General features: G+C 40.0%; 10 protein-coding genes. 1 reads left to right on the top strand and 9 read right to left on the bottom strand.

Features of this window, described 5'->3' with window-relative positions:
• Positions 1 to 673 precede the first annotated feature (673 nt).
• The 9 genes from LPB86_RS05445 to LPB86_RS05405 all read right to left on the bottom strand — a co-directional run bounded on the left by LPB86_RS05445 (position 674) and on the right by LPB86_RS05405 (position 15280).
• Positions 674 to 3388, bottom strand: a complete 2715-nt coding sequence (locus LPB86_RS05445; protein ID WP_230641662.1) for an outer membrane beta-barrel protein — start codon at positions 3386 to 3388, stop codon at positions 674 to 676.
• 149 nt (positions 3389 to 3537) lie between these two features.
• Positions 3538 to 4083 (bottom strand): DUF3347 domain-containing protein, encoded by a 546-nt coding sequence (locus LPB86_RS05440; RefSeq protein WP_230641660.1) that lies wholly within the window; start codon positions 4081 to 4083, stop codon positions 3538 to 3540.
• Positions 4084 to 4085: 2 nt separating this feature from the next.
• Positions 4086 to 6527, bottom strand: coding sequence for a zinc-dependent metalloprotease (locus LPB86_RS05435; RefSeq protein ID WP_230641658.1), 2442 nt, complete (start codon positions 6525 to 6527; stop codon positions 4086 to 4088).
• 17 nt (positions 6528 to 6544) lie between these two features.
• Positions 6545 to 7966: a RagB/SusD family nutrient uptake outer membrane protein gene (locus LPB86_RS05430; protein ID WP_230641656.1), complete on the bottom strand. Its 1422-nt coding sequence runs from the start codon at positions 7964 to 7966 to the stop codon at positions 6545 to 6547.
• A 10-nt stretch (positions 7967 to 7976) separates the two neighbouring features.
• The gene (locus LPB86_RS05425) at positions 7977 to 11555 is read right to left on the bottom strand and encodes a SusC/RagA family TonB-linked outer membrane protein (protein ID WP_230641651.1); all 3579 of its coding nucleotides are present in this window, start codon (positions 11553 to 11555) and stop codon (positions 7977 to 7979) included.
• Between the two features lie 51 nt (positions 11556 to 11606).
• On the bottom strand, positions 11607 to 12743 hold the full coding sequence (locus tag LPB86_RS05420) for a FecR family protein (protein WP_230641646.1): 1137 nt from the start codon (positions 12741 to 12743) through the stop codon (positions 11607 to 11609).
• A gap of 90 nt (positions 12744 to 12833) precedes the next feature.
• A complete protein-coding gene (locus LPB86_RS05415; protein WP_230641644.1) occupies positions 12834 to 13436 on the bottom strand; it encodes an RNA polymerase sigma factor in 603 nt (200 codons plus the stop codon).
• 31 nt (positions 13437 to 13467) lie between these two features.
• Positions 13468 to 14214, bottom strand: coding sequence for a LytTR family DNA-binding domain-containing protein (locus tag LPB86_RS05410; protein WP_230641642.1), 747 nt, complete (start codon positions 14212 to 14214; stop codon positions 13468 to 13470).
• Positions 14186 to 15280, bottom strand: a complete 1095-nt coding sequence (locus LPB86_RS05405; protein WP_230641640.1) for a sensor histidine kinase — start codon at positions 15278 to 15280, stop codon at positions 14186 to 14188. The genes LPB86_RS05410 and LPB86_RS05405 overlap by 29 nt, the downstream gene beginning before the upstream one ends.
• A gap of 184 nt (positions 15281 to 15464) precedes the next feature.
• Here LPB86_RS05405 and LPB86_RS05400 point away from each other — a divergent pair, with 184 nt between their 5' ends.
• The gene (locus LPB86_RS05400; RefSeq protein ID WP_230641638.1) at positions 15465 to 16799 is read left to right on the top strand and encodes a TolC family protein; all 1335 of its coding nucleotides are present in this window, start codon (positions 15465 to 15467) and stop codon (positions 16797 to 16799) included.

The following is a 16799-nucleotide window of genomic DNA, read 5'->3' as shown; positions in this document are numbered from 1 at the left end:
ATAATGCCCTACATCAAACAATTTCTAACCTTAGACAAAATCCTAAGACAAAGATGCAAGTTGCAGGGAGGTTGTTGTAAACAAACAGGCATAGAACTCGTATAGAACCCGTATAGAACAGGGATAAACCTCGAATAGACCTCGATAAATTATCGTGCTTGATGCGTTTATTATCCGGCTCAGTTATGGTGTTTAAACCCTTTTTGTACGAAGAACCTCCCTGCAGGCCCCATATTTATGACATCTGAACCATTACTAGCAAAACCGTTTGCTGTAAATGTTCCTTTAAAATTGGTTGGAAACCAGTAAAAGTCACCTTGTAAAAACTGATTAAATAAGAAAAAGGAAACTTACATGATCGGCAATTCAACCAATGTAAACAATAATCTAATTGAAATTAATTCATTAAACAGTATAGCCTATTTAGGATAAGACACAACCTCTCCTGTTACTCAGCTTCCTCCACATCAGCTGCATGTTAAGTCCACGTTTACTCCATGTTTTTAGGATAAAACATGGACTTATTACGTTTTTAATAAAAATTTAGAATAGACTTACTTCGGGATCAGTTCACAATCATTTACGATTAATGACATCACATTATCGCTGTATCGTGTTCGCTAGAGCATCAAGTCCAAAGCAAAGGTTAATGGTACATCTAACTTGTTTTGCATCATTTGCCTTTAAACACATTCAGTTTATATTGATAGGTTAGCAAAAAATACCTTTTTAAGATTGCTGATGAATAAGTCACTATACTGTTCTCATTCGCTGATCTGTAGTTAGAAATGTTTTGATCAAACAAATCGTATACGGAAAGCTTTAATTGTCCCCGGTCTTTTTTAAACATAAGCAAGGCTAAAGACATGTTTAAGGTATGCGTACTTTTTTGGAAGCCCGCACCAAACTGAGGATTGTACACGTAGCTGTATTTAGTATCTAAAACTATTTTCTTTGGCCACTTTAAAGTAGCAGAAGTGCTTAATGAATGCGTATAGTTATCCCTTGAAATGTAGTCTACATTCTTGTATGATGTAATCGATTTCGAAAAACTATAGCTGCTTGCTAAGTCAAGCAATTCTTTGTAATTAAATGTCGCATCTTGTCCAATCCGAAACTGATATTGATATTGAACCCCCTCATCTGCATTTAAGAAAAAAGCATTTTTATCTATCCGGCTGCTTAAGCTTGTGTTTAAGCCGATCTGCCAGTTTTGAGATTTTTTAAATTGCTTTCCTAAATAAACATACAGATATCCGCTCATGCCACCATCCCTATTGAGTGGAGTAGAGGATGATACGCCATTCGCACTAATCATATTTCTACGAACTACGTTGTTCTGCGATAACGTTAAATCTGTACCTGCATTAATGTTGATCTGTTTTGCACTAATATACTTGTAATAGCTTCCAGAGATGTTCCTGTTGTATTTGGGTTTGAGCTCCGGATTACCGGTAAAAGTAGAAATGGTGCTATATTGCCTAACGATAGGCTGAATATCACTTATAGACGGTTGTTCTATATGCTCATAGTAGTTGATTGAATATCCTGCGCCCTCTAGTGATATGGAAGGAAAAAGATTAAAGTAGCTATTTTTAATGTCGCCAATATTACTGCTAAAATGATTATTTACGTCTTGCAACGATGCATTAAATCCAATCTTAAGTTTAAATTCATCTGTAAATTTAAAGCCTAATTTCGGTTGAATATTATGTGTGAATTGATCCCGCTTTAGTTCATTGCTTTGATCCGTTAAAAGCTGGTCATATGCATTGGTTTGACTATTTTTGTCATATGTTAAAACCCCCTCTTTCGTAGATAAATAGTTGGTTCCGGAACTTATTTCTGTGAATAGCTGCTTTGTGATGGGATAACTAAATTCAATTGAGAGCATCCCAGAACTGGATTTTGATCCATTGTCAATATAACGGTCCTGCAAAACGGACGGAAGCGAAGTAGTATAGGAGGTTAAATTATTTACACTGTAATTGTCTGATGTTCTCGTATTCAAAGACAAAGAATGAGAAATGCTGATGCTTGCTTCTTTCTTTTTTAACCTTCGGTTATACGAAAAGCTATGGTTAAAACTTGTATTTCTTGAAAGATCCTGCCCTTTTTGATTGGTTTCAGTAAGTCTGGGCTCAATCGTGTTAAATGTATTTCCTGTATTTTCGTCAAAGCCTTTATCACTATTTATTTCCAGCTTAGGTTCATACCGGTAGCGGTTAAGGGTATCAGGGTTCCATTCTACTAATCCACTTAGCGCGTTTTTTAGCGATTGCTGATCTGACCGATAGTTGTAAGCGCTTGTCAATTTGGTTTCTGGCAAAAACTGTTCTGATAACACGTCACCATTGGTGGCTGTTTTAGTGTTGGTGTGAAAATAAACCAGGTTTATTTTCAGTTTTTTGCCATAGTCATTATTGATGTTAAAGCCACCTGCAGCTACTTTCTCTATGCCGCCCCAGCCCCTTCCTCCAAGCGTGCCATCCCATATCTGGCTTCCTCCTGAACGACCGAAACCGCCCATATTGTATAGGTCGTCATTTGAGAAACCCGTTTTGCTTAAGTTGTTTGCCAGGCCAATCAGGCTTACTTGCAAAGTATCTCTAAAGCTGCTGAGGATCGCTCCGGTTTCATACCTGCTGCGAGAACCCCCACCTGCATAAATTTTACCGATTGTGCTTTTTTTGATCTTACTTTTTAGCTTTAAATTGATGATCTTGTTGACTTTCGCTGCACTTATTTTATGATTCGGGTCATTTTCTCTGTCATCGTATACCTGGATTTTGTCAATCATATCTGCATCCAGATTTCGGGTGGCCACCTTCGGGTCATTACCAAAAAATTCTTTTCCATCAATAAGTAGCTTACTGATGGATTTGCCATTTACCTGGATTGTGCCGTCCGCATTTACCTGTACACCTGGCAGCTTCTTTAATAAATCCTCTACTACCGCATTTGGCCTCGTTTTAAAGGCCTCTGTATTGAACTCTATTGTGTCTTTTTTAACAACAATAGGGGATCGTTCGCCTTTTATGATCACCTCGTTCAAACTTTCAGTAGCCAAAATAATCGTTCCAAGATCCTGCATTTCTCCTTTTAATATATTAAGAGCCTGGCGATGTGTTTTGTAACCCACGTAAGAGATGATTACTCTAGTCGGTCTTTCAAGAGAAATACCATTTAGCTTAAAAACTCCATTTTTATCACTTAGGGTGTAAGAGATTAAGGAGGTATCTTTTGCATTAACTACAGCTACAGTAGCAAATTCAAGAGGTGATTTACTAACAGAATCAATTAGCAGTCCTTTAATGGAGGCCTTATTTTGTGCCAGCAAGCAATTTGACGCTAACAGCATGATTGAGAGAACGATAATTTTATGCATGGTTAATTTTTCTTACTAAGGTAGACGAATCAATGTGCTAAAAAAACAACCATTATGTTAAACTTTGTTAATCATCATCTAAACCACCAAACAAAAAAGCCGGACTGTTTTTTTCAAACAATCCGGCTTTTCAACACTATAGATTAACCTTACTTAGAACCTAACTCAGCTTTTACGGCACCGCAGTCCAGCATGTTTTTAGGGTAGTAAGGATTTTTAATTTCCTTTTCATCACTAATCCATACCTTACTCGTCATGGGACATTCTTGCAGGTACAATACCGTTTTCTCAGGCACAAACCTTTCCATGATGCTCCACATCCCTTCAGAAAGTTCCATAAAGTAACCCCGCTGCTTGTTTATAGAATAGGTGTCGGCAATACTTTTAGCAAGTCCTTTTATTTTACCACGCATAGTAGTGGCAGCATTCATTTGCTCAAGATCCAGTTTTTTAAATTTAAACCTATCTAATGCAGTTACAAGATCAGCAGCATGTTTAGCGGCTTGTACAGAATCTGATGCAACCAGGCAGGACTTAAGGCCCAGATAATTGGTTATAATGCCTTTTTTGAGCGCCTCTCTTTGTTTTGCCAATTCTGGCGTCGCTACTTCCTGGGCAGAGGTTTTTAAGATCGCCTGCGCATTTACACTTCCAAAAGTAAAGGCCAAAAATATAGCCAGGATCAAATTCTTCATAATTATGGATTTACACTTGCCTTTTTAATAATTTTATCTATTTGCACTATTACATCTTCCAGGTGCAGTTTATTAATGCCTTCACTTTGAGGAAGAAGCTGCTGAACTTTTTCACGAATGTTGTTAAGATGGCGTTTCGCTTCCAACCTTACATCACTGCGCTGAGCATTGTTCATCGCTTTACCCTCTTCAACATCTTTAGGGTTTACCAACATGCCTATCTTTTCGAGGTAAGAACGCTGTAAGCTTCTCACATATGCTTGCTCTTCTGCCGTTCCTGAGGGTAATCTCCAGATCATGGGCAAAAGCGTAGCCAAGTACTCATTCACCGGATAAGGATCTGCCGAACTCAATGCTTTCTGTCCAAGGTTAAACAACATACCAGGACTTAACAGCATATTGAGCACCTGAGTTTGGTTATCCGAAATGTCTTCCATCGCTTTGCTATCAATGAGTTGGGTAATATTTTTTGGATATAACCACAGTGGTGGGGTAAAAAGCTGACGATTGATATAATCAACTGCTTTCTTTACCTGTAGCTTAGACATGTCAGTATATACTATACCTCCTTCATCAACGCTCCTTTTGGTGATCTTTCGGTTTCCGATGTTTTTAACTACATGATATAAATACCTGCCGTATTGTCTTACCACCTCTTTATGCAATTCCGAAAGGTTATCATAATGATCGCCCGGTTCATAAGACCATTGGATCAGGTTTGAAACAACCCTTTTCAGGTTTTTGATTCCGTAATCACTTGCGGCAACGGCATCGTCACCCAAATCTTCCGACTGACTTCTTGGATCTTCATCTTTACCTTCTCCGCCAAACCACAACTGTGGATGTGCTTTTAAGGTATCAGTAACCATTTTGCTTAAGATCTTTTCTTCAGCATAAGCATCTCCTTTTCTATTGAAATAACGATAACCGAAATTGATTGCCCATTTGTCATAAGCACCTATCCGCGGATAAATTCCTTTTGAAGATATGTGATCTTCTGGTTGGGCAACATAGTTAAAGCGGGCATAATCCATAATAGAAACGGTATGCCCGTTCTTTTCCACCCATTTCTTATCCCTCAGTTTTTCAACAGGAGTCTGGCTGCTTGCACCCATGTTATGCCTTAAACCTAAAGTGTGCCCAATTTCATGTGAAGATACAAATCTAATCAGGTCGCCCATTAGTTCATCATCAAACTCCATTTTCCTGGCCCTGGGATCCAATGGCCCGGCCTGAATCATATACCAATTGTGCACCAGTTTCATCACATTGTGGTACCAGCCAACGTGGCTCTCAATAATCTCACCACTTCTTGGGTCACTAATCCTTGGGCCATAGGCATTCGCTTTCTCCGAGGCAAAATACCTGAGGACAGAAAAACGCGCATCTTCCAAACTCATGGTGGTATCAGCCTCCGGCCATTCTTTTCCAACAATGGCATTTTTAAAACCAGCTTCTTCAAAAGCCTTCTGCCAATCATTAATCCCTTTAATTAAATAAGGTCTCCATTTCTTTGGTGTTGCCGGATCAATATAATATACGATCTGCTTTTTAGGCTCTACCAAAATCCCCTTTTTATATTTTTCAATGTCCTGATCCTTTGGTTCCAGTCGGTAACGCTGAATAAAAAACTTGTCCGAAGTCCGCTGTTTGTCCTCATCAAAGAGCACATACTTATTGGCAAAATAACCTACCCGCTCATCAGCAATACGTTTCTGCATGGGCAGTTTTGGCAATAATACCAAAGAAGTATTCAACCTTAAGGTAACAAAGCCTGTTTGTGCTCCGGCAGGTGCAGAGCCCGCACTGGTACTGTAGGTTTTAGTGGTTTTCACTTCAATATTTATTGGATAGGCATTTACACGTTCAATAAAAGAACGGTCATCCAGCAGCCCACTTAGCTTTTTCGAGCCCTTCTCTTCTGTAGTAAAAGAGATGGCCGAAACATCCTTTTTAAATAGATCCGTAACCTCAATAACATAATTTCCCGTTTTAGGATTAATTGTCTTGATGTCAAAAGCTGCAATGATAGGGTTTTCCTGCGATTGCATCACCGCTTTAGAAAAAGGGCCGTTGGCATCCATCACCTCCTGGCGATATACCAGTCCTTTAAGAAAAAGGTTGTTGTTGTTTCCCTTTTCAAAATAAATGGTTTGCTCATTGATCTTTTCGCCACCATAGCTATCCATGCCTTGTGCCGTGCTTACATAGCGGGTTACGGTCAATAAATAACGACCAAGCAAGCTATCAGGAACCTCAAAAAACCATTTCTGATCTACCTGTTTTACATCAAACAAGCCACGCTGACCTTTGGCATTCTCAGGAATAATCTTTTTATATTCTACAGGCTTTTTAGCGGTGCTATCGGTTTTCGGAACCGCTGGTTTTTGTGCAAATCCCGAAAGGGATATTGCACAAATTGCCAGTGTAAGTTTAAATTTCATTGGTGTGTTTTAGCGATTTAAAAAGGAAGGGTTTCATCCGTGTTTAAAGTCAAGCCACGATTAATCAGCAAAACATCTTTCGGGAAAGGAATCACATACAATCTTGAATCTGGCTTAAGCGTATAAGTTTGTTTTGGGACAGTTGTATTTACGATCGGGAATACACGAACTATTGTTTTGGCATAGTCAGGTTCAGTATTAAGCCTCTTAAGGTCAAAAAACCTGTTAAAACCAAACAACAGTTCCTTACGGCGTTCGCTGATCACAATATCCATCGTTTCTTTAACTGTTGCAGGCACTGCATAATCTACAGTCCCGGAAACAATTCTTTTTGCACGCAATTTATTAATGATGGCAATTGCATCTGCCCTGTTACCTTCTCTTGCATATGTCTCTGCAAGCATAAGATATACTTCTGTGGTTTTTAATCCTACAGTTGAATAAAAGAATCTAGTATAAGCTACACTCCAGTAAGCTGTACCTGCGCCAATATCAAGAAAACTGGCATTTACACTATTAAAAAACAGGTTATATCTGGCGTCATTGGTACCAAATAAAGTCTTCAGCTCCGGACTGATCACATAATTGTAACCAAAACTCATTTCATTGTATCCGGTCATGTATTGATAACTCAACACTTCAGGGTTGTTAGCAGCAGGAACCAGTACAGATGTAGGTCCGCCTTGTCTACTGTAAGCTACCAGATCAAAAATCTGATCGTTGTAAGTTAACGATTTCAATGCTGCATCTTTTGCCTGCGCAAATTCCTTTTTGAACAAGTGTACTTTCGCTTTTAATGCCCAGGCAAACGCAAGAGAAGGATGGTACACATCTTTAGGAGTTTGTTGCAAAAATGGGATAGCCTCATCCAAATCCTTTTGGATAAGGTCATAGGCGTCTTTTACCGTAGACTTAACTGGCTGGGCTTCCAAATCGTATTTCTCCATCAAACAAATCCCACCATCAGTAGCAGCTGTTGCAGGATTGTATGCTTTTGCATAAACATTGATCAATAGAAAATAATCAAATGCACGCAAGGCTTTAGCTTCTGCTTTAGCAAGAACTTTAATATTTTCATCTCCATGAGAATCATCAACCAGCGAAATAATAGTATTCCAGCGGTTGATATAGACGTAGCTTCTGCTGTAAAAGTTGGAACTACTAATCAGGTTCACCCTATTTTGTGTCTCATCAAAAGTGAAGTTAACCGTATTAAGATTTGTTTTGCCGATTACATCCGATTCTTTCATCCACTGGTCATCCACTAGGTATTGAAAGTTGGTGATTACATATGCACGGTTTGGGTAAGAAACCAGATTGTAATAGTCTTGAGCCGACTCAACTATCTTAGAACCAGCCGGAACCAGATCAAGGTATTTTTTGCAGGACCCACAAAATAAGATTACTGCACATGATAAAAGTTTTATATAAGTTTTCATGATAATGCGATTAAAAATTAACGTTTAAACCAATCAGAAAAGATTTTGGAGTTTGTAGGCTACGAGTTCCCGAATTAAGCGAGTAGGTTTCAGGATCAATGTCATCTCCTGCTTTACTCCAGTACCACAGGTTATTTACTTGCGCTGTAATTCTTGCAGAACTTACTTTAATAAGGTTATTGACACTTTTTGGCAAGCTGTAAGAAAGAGAAACGTTTCTTAATTTTATATAGGTTGCATCCAAGACTTGTTTATCAGAATATTGCCATAGAGATGCCAATGTACTTGCAGAAGTAGATAAGTTTTGCGGATAGTCTATTAACAATCTCGGCAAATCTGTTTCTAAGCCAGACTTCCATCGGCGAGTTAAGTCTTCATCAGTTACAGTTGTTGCCCCAATGTTAGTCACATCCTTACGTAGTTTATTGCCTCCAGAAAACACCAACATGGCACCCAGTGAAAATTCCTTATAGCTTACACGCTGATTAAACGATCCAGTATAAGTTGGTGTTAAAGTTCCGAGATTAACGAGTGCATCAGGATTGGTAATCGATTTGATTGACGTAGGCGTACCAGTTGCGTCAAAGACCACGTTAGATTCTCCTTTTTCATCAAGAAAATAAGGATAACCATTAACCATTCCTCCATACTTGTAGGCATACATAGTATTTAGTGGTGTGTTGAGGAAAAAATAGGAAGTTGGCGAAGTAATAGCAGAATATGCATCGGTTACTGTCCTTGTTACTTTAACAATTTCACTTTTATTAAATGCGATGACAAAATTTGATGTTAATGTAAGATCTTTTCTTTTTAGCCAGTCTCCACCAATAGCAATTTCTACTCCCCTATTGGTAATAGCACCATTATTTATATCAATGCTTGCAACGCCAACAGTCGGATCGAGACTACTCGGCACCAATAAATCTGTACTCTTCTTCGTATACATGTCTATACTTCCTCTAAGCCTATTGTTAAGTAAAGCATAGTCCATACCGAAATTTAGTGTTGCTGACTTTTCCCACCGCAATTTTGGATTCGGATAAGATACTATATCCGTATATTGTAAGGCAGGATATAAATTGTCATTTCTAATTCTGGACACCAAATAAGTAGAAGAGGCAAGTTCTGCATTACCGTTTATACCATAGGTGGCCCTGAACTTTAACATACTTAGCCAATCATATTTCTTCAAAAAATCCTCGCTGCTGGCATTCCAGGCTAATCCGGCCGACCACAGTGGGCGATATTGATATTTCGGATCCAAACCAAACAGATCTGCCTGATCTACCCGAATACTTCCGGTAGCTACATATTTACCCCTAAAGGTATAACTCAAATTGCTATATGCTGAAACAAACCTATGTTTTAGAGATGATTGCGAATTTGCCAAAGCACCAAGCGTCTTATTAGCACTATAGATGTAACTTACTACTCCTGTTTGGCTCATAGTATAAGCATCATAAGCAGCCGAAGTAAGGGTTTGCGGATCGTATCCGTATCTCATTTGTTCAATAGATCTCGGAGTCGTGGTTTCACGTAATTCAAAACCTGCAATTGCCGCAATAGAATGCTCATTTCCTGTATTGCCAAAAAGACGGTCAAAACTTAATTGTTGACGGAAAGTGTAATTCCAGCTTTGCTGACTTAGCTGTCTAAATCTTCCACCATCAATAATTGGGTGTGTATATTTTGCTGTCGAGGTATTATAAACAGTTAGAACATTATAAGCATAACGCATCTTATAACTATCAGCTTCGTTGTAAGTTTCTACATCTCTGCGTGAATTTTCGTATTGAATTTTTGCATCATAACTCAATCCTTTGAATAGGTCAACCTTAATATCTGCAAAGCCTCTTAATTTCAGGTTCTTTTGGGTAGTAAGTCCTTTTTCTAATTCATCCAGTATATTAAAAGTTACAGGTTTAAAATCGGGAATTGCTTTTAATTTTAAGGCTGCAACGGCATTCATCTCTCCCGATGAGGTAAATCCGTCTTTTAGGTTTATATAGTCTGCAACTACGCGGTTTCCATTGGCATCAACAATTTGAGCGTAACGTGGCTGCAAATTGTAATCTGAATACTCTAATTCCGTAGATTGATCTTGAGTATATGTTCCGTTAAATCCAAACGTTGCTGTAAGCCATTTCTTTAAGTTATAAGTAGATTTGAAATACAGATTTAAACTTTTTCCCTGATTATTCTTTACCCTTTCCTGGCTCTCATCATAATTTAAGCTCATATAGGTATTGTTCGTTTTAGTAGCAGAACTCAAAGAAAGATTGTATCTTTTTCTCAATTCATTTTGCCATACATTATCCCTATAATCACGCAAATAATCATTATTTCTCCATTGGGAAAGCGTATTATTTACTTGTGTAGCGCTTAAGGTCCCTGCCTCTTGCTGACGATAGAGCTGATAAAGTGGCGAATAATATTTGATGGTAGAGCCACCAATATCTCCATATGAATTGAACAACGCTGTAGCTGAGCCAGCTCTGCTTTTTTCATAATTGTATAAGTCAGTCTCATAGTCAATCAAGTCGCTAGTACTTGCATAGTGCATTTTGCTGAAATCCGGCTTTGCAGTAAGAAAAAAGTCAGCGTTAGCACTAATTTTTACCCCACTACCTTTTGCCTGTTTTGTTGTCAATACGATAACTCCAAAAGCAGATCTCGAACCATAAATTGAAGATGCGGCACCGTCCCTTAACACGCTAATGGACTCAATATCATAAGGATTTACTTGATCCATTGTAAATTCAGTTGGCAGTCCGTCAATTACAATCAGTGGACTACTAGTTGTTGTAGGCTGATAACTTGCAATTCCACGCAGGACTGGTCTATCAGCTGATGAACCTGTTGGATTCTTTATATATAACAATCCGGGAACCTGGCCTTCCAATGCAGAAAGCAAGTCAACGTTGATCTGCTTATTCAACTGTTCATTATTAATTTGCGTAATAGCAGAAGTAGACCGCTCACGGCTTACATTTTGAAAACCGTTAACTACCACATCATTTAAGCCATAACTTTCCATCTGTAGCTTTATGTTTAAGTTCTCGCTACCGTTTGCAGTAACTTCCTGACTTCTGTAACCCATATATCTAACGATTACGGTTTTATTCGCCCCGGTATTCCTCAACAAGAAATGTCCGGTTGCATCGGTTTGCCCTGCAATTGATGTTCCTTTAAGTAACACACTTACACCCGGCAATCCAGCGCCCAAACTGTCGGTCACCATACCATGAATAATCTCATCTTCGGTTACATTCCGGCTGCTTACTTTCTGTGTAAGGATAATGGACTTGCCAGTAATCTTGTAATTGAAGGGCTGACCGGCAAAAATCAAGGGGAGTACCTTCTGTACAGACATGCGGTCTGCATCAATGGTTACAGGATTTGCTTTCTTAAGAAATTCAGCATCAAACAGGAAATTAAATTTGCTCTGTTTAGAAACTGCATCGATCACTTTCTGCAGCGGAGCCGCTTTAAAGTGTAAAGTAACGTCTTGTGCACTGGCACTTATTGCAAAGCACAGGCACAATATGCTCAGCCCTAGCGATAGGGTTTTTTTGTATAAATTTTTCAAATTTTTTGGTTTAGTTGAATGATGATTTCGGTTATTTACTATTGATGATGATTATTGGTATCCCGCCGTGACCCTCCTTCCTGCTATTTGGAATTTTAAATTACTGGTGGCCTCCAGCATATCTAAAACTTCGGATAAGGGCACATCACGTGATATTCTTCCATAAAACCGTTTATCCGGCAGACCTGAATAATTGATATCCACGTCATACCAGCGCTCTAATTGGCGCATAAGGGTTTTAATGTCTGTATTTTCAAAAATAAATAAGCCTTCTTTCCAGGCTATTGCCGCTTCCGTATCTACGGTTTTAATGGCTACCGTCGCTGCTAAACTGGCTTGCTGACCTGGTTTTAGCAGATAAGATTTACCCGTAGCACTTTGCTGCAAAGAAATACTTCCTTGTAAAAGGGTGGTTTTTACAGGCTCCTGCTCAGGGTAACTGTTAATGTTAAAATGCGTTCCCAATACTTTTACCAGCTGTCCGGAAGATCTTACACTGAAAGGCTTATTCTGATCATGCGCAATTTGAAAGTACGCCTCTCCCATAAGCTCTACTTCTCTTTTGTTTCCTGCAAATACCGAAGGGTATTTTAAAGATGAATGTGCATTCATCCAAACCTCACTTCCATCTGGAAGAATCAGGTGGTATTGACCGCCTTTAGGTATGCTAATGGTGTTATAAGCTGGAACTATATTTTTATCTGCTGTATGTTCATAAGCAATGGTACCGTCTGCTTTCTTGATGATCTTTGCACCCGACTGACTCGCAAGCAGTCCGCTGTTTTTATCGTTCAGGTCTATTTTAGTTCCATCAGCAAGCGTAAGGAATGCCCTGTTTTTTCCCGGAGCTACGTCGTTTTGATATTTTTTAACCTTGCTGATTGCCGGCGCAACACTACGATTGGATTTATACATCATTAAACCAGCAGTCAGTACCATCAACACCGCTGCCGCAGCAGCATAGGGTTGCCAGTTCCATTTCCATACAGATTTTTTAATCCGGGAGTCCAGGTCTTTCATCAAGCGCGCTTCAACCGCAGATTTTTCAGCTGCATTTAAGGCAGCCGTAAAATCCTGGTCAAGTTCAAAGCTTGCATACCAATAATCCAGTTCCTCCTGCTCTGCGGCAGAAGCCTCCAGATTTTGGCAGGCAGTGATTAAATATTCCAGACGTTCTTTACTGATCATAGTTCAAGGTAATGCGGAAAATAACCCCGCTCTATAAACCATATCGTTTGTGAAATGAAAAACCCTTGCTGAAAAATGAAAAAAATGAAATTAGCGCAATAAGGAGAGAAAAATCAGTGCAGAAAGGAAATCCGCACGGTAATCTTTCAGCAATACTTTCAAGGTTTTACGAGCTACACTGATATGTCCCTCAACTGTCTTTTCCGAAATCTGTAATTGCTCGGCAATCATTTTAATGCTCAATTGCTCTTTATACCGCAGCAAAAACACTTCCTTACATTTAGGCGCAAGCTGATCGGCCATATTTAGCATCAGCGTAGAAAGCTCCTTATGTTCCAGCATGGTATGCACATCATCTGATACCACCTCCGGCCTGTTTAACCATTCCTCCCGGTAATTGTTGCGCACCAATTGTGCCCTAACCTCATCCAGCACTTTATATTTGAGCACCGTATGCAGGTAGGCGGCAATGGATGTAGTGATGACCAGGGTTTTTCTTTTCAGGTACAAATTTAAAAAAGCCTCTTGTACCAGTTCTTCCGCAACATCAGCAGATTTTAATCTTTTATAGGCAACATTGAGCATTTTTTCCCAATGCCTCCTGTACAACTCATTGAACGCAAAATGCTTATCCTGACGAATTAAATCCATCAGCATATCATCTCTATAATTTGCTAATTCATGAGCATCCATAAATTTAAAAAAACAATTATAGGCATTTAGGTTAATATATCCACTTCTTTAACCATTCGTTAAAAGCCTCACGGTACTGCTCGCCTACGGTAACACTCAGGGTTCCAATATTCAGGGAGTTTTTAGCAACGCTACTGATCTTATCCAGCGCTACAATGTAAGACCGGTGCACACGCAAAAAGTTTTTTACCGGAAGCCGCTCTTCCATGGCCTTTAAAGTAGTTAAAGTTAATACGGGCTTTGATTGTCCCTCCAGGTAAACCTTCACATAGTCTTTAAGTCCTTCTATATACAGAATGTCTTTTACCGCTACCTTAAGCAATTGGTATTCTACTTTTAGAAAAATGAATTCCTCATCATGGCTTTCCAGTATAGTCGCTGCCGGATTGTTAACACTACTTAGCAATTCTGCGTAGGCCCTGCCTTTATGAGCGGCTTTCAAAAACTCTTCGTAATCAAAAGGCTTAAGCAGGTAGTCCAAAGCATCCACCTTATAGCCCTCCAAGGCATAATTGTTAAAAGCAGTGGTAAAAATTACCCTTGGTGCATTGCCGCTTGTGGGTTTCTCCAGCAAACGTGCCATCTGCATCCCGGTAAGGTCTGGCATCTGGATGTCCAGAAAAATCAGATCAACTGACTGTTCATGTAAAAACAATAAAGCCGTAATGCCACTGGAAAAACGACCAACAAGTTTCAGGAAGGGAGTTTGTTCTATAAAGCTGCACACCAGGCCTAATGCCAGGGGCTCATCATCTACCGCTATGCAATTGAGTACCATCGGTTACAAGTTTTAAGTGAACAATAAATTCATTGCTATCTTCCAGTTTTTGTGCCAGAAAAGTATGTCTGCCAGGATATAAGAGTTCCAGGCGACGTTTGGTATTGCTGAGGCCTATGCCCCCATATTCATCGGCAGTAAGTGCATTTTCATTAAAGATGGTATTGCTAACTTTAAAATCCAGCTCATTGCCGGCAACAGTAAGTTGTATCAAAATTTGCGAAGGCTGCGTTGTGCTTACACCATGCTTAAAAGCATTTTCTACACAAGGTAGAAAAAGCATTGGCGCAATAGAAAGTTCCTCAACAATTTCCGGCGCTTCAAAACGCACTTGCATGGTATCGTTCAACCTCAGTTTCATGAGTTCTATGTAATCATTGATAAAGGAAATCTCTTTAGCCAGTGGCGCATTGCCGGATTGCGTTTCGTACAACAGGTAGCGCATCATTCTGGACAGCTTATGCAAAGCCCTTCTGGAATTTTCTACATCTACATGGGTAAGGGCATAAATGTTATTCAGTGTGTTAAAAAAGAAATGCGGGTTAATCTGCGCTTTTAGAAAAGACAATTCAGAGCCTATGCGCTCTTTTTCTTCCGCTTCACGCGCCTGCTTGTCCAGCTGCCGCTTCTGGATCAGGCTAAAACTGGTACTAATCCCCGCAATCAGCAAAACCATCATCACCAGGAAAAGATCAATCGCATCCCGTTTTTTAGGAGGCCCGGCAACGCCCATCTTGTTAAATGCCTGCTGCATTAAATTGGGAAGGTCAAGCACATTGTCCAACACCCTTGCCAGCGGACCAGCCAACAGCGCTACGGCCAGGATAACCATTGCAAACCACATGTTCTTGTTCTTGAGCAGCAATTGAGGCACCAAAACATAACTATTGAGGTAAAAGATGGCAATCAGTAATAGCAAAATGCCAGATTGTTTTATCCAAAATTGCAGGGGCAGTTCAATACCCCAGGTTAGGGGATGGTAAAAAAGAAGCGAAAAGGCAAACAGTACCCATACCAAAACATGGAGTAGAATACTAATGTATGCACGGTTTTTTATCTGGGTCATCTCTTTTTTTACTTAATGGTTTAATGTGGTACAAGGTACTCAACCCAATGGCAAAGGTGCAAATGTTTCCGTCGGTTTAAACCCGCGCTTCATCGGTGTGTTTCTGCCCCCGGTCTATCCGGTTTTTTAAAACCCCTAAAGAAGCGTTGATTTGAGCTATTACAACAGATTTGAACGCAGCATTATGTCACCATTCACCTTAAAATACCTGCTCCTTAGTTTCCTTTGCTTTTCATTTTTATATGGAACGGCACAGGACACGACCAGCAAAGCTCTGCCCCCGGTTTGGGACCTGGCCGCTTGCCTTGAGTATGCAAAGGCACACAACATTACCCTTAAAAACCTAAGGCTGGACACCAAAAATGCCGAGCAGGACCAGCTCCTGGCCAAAGCCGCGGTACTGCCAGACCTATACGGATCAGGTTCTTTATCTTATAACCACTACAATCAAAGCCTAAACGGCAGTACTTATGCCATCAATTCTTCTGGTTCCCTGGGTCTAAGTTCAGCCTGGACCTTATACCAGGGCGGTTACTTAAAAACAGACATCAAACAGAAAAGCCTCTCTGTACAAGCTGCAAACTATAGCGTACTGGAAAGCGAAAACGACATTACCCTGCAAATTACGCAGGCCTACCTCAACATTCTGGTAGATAAGGAAAGCATCATTTACAATCAGGACCTGGTAAAAACTTCTAAAGCACAGCTTTCACAAGCACAACGAAGGTTTGCTGCCGGCGCTGTGGCCAAAAAAGAAGTGGTACAGTTTGAAGCCCAACTGGCAGCAGATGTGTACAACCTTACCTCGGCAGAAAATGCCGAACGCCAGGATAAAATTACCTTAAAGCAATTGCTGCAATTGCCACAACTCAACAACTTTGATGTGCTAAAGCCAGATACAGTACTTACCGGTGGGGCCATCCCTATGCTTGCTACCGTACAGGACTACGCTTTGCAAAACCGCCCGGAGGTTAAAAACGCAGAGCTGGCGGTGCAAATTGCAGACCTTAACTTAACCAAAGCCAAATCCGGTTACCTGCCAAGCCTTACATTGGGCGCTGGCCTGGGCACCAGTTATGCCAGGGACCCTACCTACAATGCCTTTAGGCAGTTCGATAATAATTTTTATCAGCAGGCGGGCATTACGCTTTCCATCCCCATTTTTACCAAAAGACAAAACAAAACCAATGTGGCTAAAGCAAGAATTGCGATAGACCAAAATAAAAACACTTTGGAAAATACCAAAACCACCCTGGCGCTAACTACTGAACAGGCTTATATTACGGTTCAAAACGCGCAAAACCAATACACCTCTGCCTCAGAGCAATTGAAATACAACCAGGAACTGTACCGGATCTCTAACGAGGAACTCAGAATTGGATCTGCCAACATCTACGACTTTTACCAACAGCGCAACTTATATGTACAGGCCATGCAAAGCTATATCCAGGCAAAATACAATGCTGTACTGGCCGCAAAAATCTATTCATTTTATCTCGGAACACCCATTAATCTCTAA

Source organism: Pedobacter sp. MC2016-14 (assembly GCF_020991475.1).
Lineage (GTDB): Bacteria > Bacteroidota > Bacteroidia > Sphingobacteriales > Sphingobacteriaceae > Pedobacter.
The sequence above is the reverse complement of the archived record's forward strand: the minus strand, read 5'-3'. Positions and strand labels throughout refer to the sequence as shown.